The 1,483-nt window shown below is 46.7% G+C and carries 1 protein-coding gene; it reads right to left on the bottom strand.

The window, feature by feature from the left end:
- Nucleotides 1-19: 19 nt before the first annotated feature.
- A complete protein-coding gene (locus tag BW976_RS28820; protein ID WP_076379148.1) occupies nt 20-1,318 on the bottom strand; it encodes an IS110 family RNA-guided transposase in 1,299 nt (432 codons plus the stop codon).
- Nucleotides 1,319-1,483: the final 165 nt, after the last annotated feature.

The following is a 1,483-nucleotide window of genomic DNA, read 5'->3' as shown; positions in this document are numbered from 1 at the left end:
CTACCCATGACATACTTAATTAAGCAGGTACAAGTTTCATATCTAATTCGAGGGCTAACTTTTCTAAGCGCTTCTTTTTCTGCTGGATAAGGATCGTTTGATAGGCCTCCATACCTCTTTCAACGAACTCGTTTCCCTTGACGATCAGGCGCCAATATTGAGCGGCAAGTTTTCTTGCAGTAGCCTTTATGGCGACTGCCGGCCCTTTACGTCCCCTTAGCCGCCTGGCAAACGCACCCCAGCCAATGTATTTGCTGTTCAGCAAGCCCTGGGCCATTTGTTTGAAGATCTGACCGACGGCAGGTTTACCCTTACTTTTACTTTTGTTCTTCTTGCCTGAACTGTTTTGCCCCGGTGACAAACCTAACCAACTGGTAAAATGCTTTTCACTTGGCCACTTGCTCAGGTCTGATCCTACTTCGGCATATAATTGCAGCCAGTTGTAATCAGTAAAGCCGGGCAGTTTGGTCGCATCCCTGCCATCAAATATTTTTAGCAGGTGATCACCCAAGCCATTAATATCCGGCTTATTGTGGCGGATAGGCTTTCGTTTTCCTGAACCTGTACCGGGCGGAAGGCTTTTATCCCTGTTGATCTTTTGCAGGGTAGCATCTATCTTTCTGTCGCATTCAAATATCTGTTCCTGATAAAACTGATAGGCTTTCAATGCCTGGTTCAGCGCAAAAAGTCCTTGCGGAGTGTAATGGCCTTTTAAAGCTTTGCGCAATTCTTCTCCCTTGTTTTCCCGGATTTTTGAATGGCAAAGAGCAATCAGCTTTTCCGTATCCCGCTCTCCCTCCAGGATGGCCCTGATCAGCGCCATGCCACTCACTCCATGCACCTGGCTTAATACTTCCGGCAAGCGGATATTCATCCCGATCAATGCCTTTTGCATATGCTGTACATGCATGGCTGCGCTCCGAAGATGATCTTCCCGCAAACGCTGATAACTGCGCAGTTCCTTAACCAGGCCATCCGATACATAACAACGGTTCAATAAGCCATAGCTATGCAACTGCTGAATCCATTGGCAATCCTTAACATCCGTCTTCCTGCCGGGCAATTGACGGGTTTGACGGCCATCTACTAGCCAAACATCTAAACCGGCATCCAAAAGGATATCATAAAGCACATACCAATAAACACCCGTTGCCTCCATCGCTACGGTGCTTACCTTATGCTCCAGTAAATAATCCTTAAGCGATTCCAAATCACTGGTAAAGGTCTCAAACCAGCGTACCGGACTGTTTTCCAATCCTACAAATACCTTACGCGAGCCGATATCTATACCGGCTGCATGATGATGCATCTTTTCCATCCTGTTGACTTATCGTTAATAAGCCGTGCCCGAAGGAGTGTAAAGAAAAAGACAGGCTACCCATCGGACAAACACAGTTAGTGTTGTACCATACCCTTAGACTCATTGCTTCAGAACCATACTCAGGGACAGGCAAAAATGCACTATAACTTAGACGGCCACACT

This window comes from Mucilaginibacter lappiensis, from assembly GCF_900155965.1.
Lineage (GTDB): Bacteria > Bacteroidota > Bacteroidia > Sphingobacteriales > Sphingobacteriaceae > Mucilaginibacter > Mucilaginibacter lappiensis.
The sequence above is the reverse complement of the archived record's forward strand: the minus strand, read 5'-3'. Positions and strand labels throughout refer to the sequence as shown.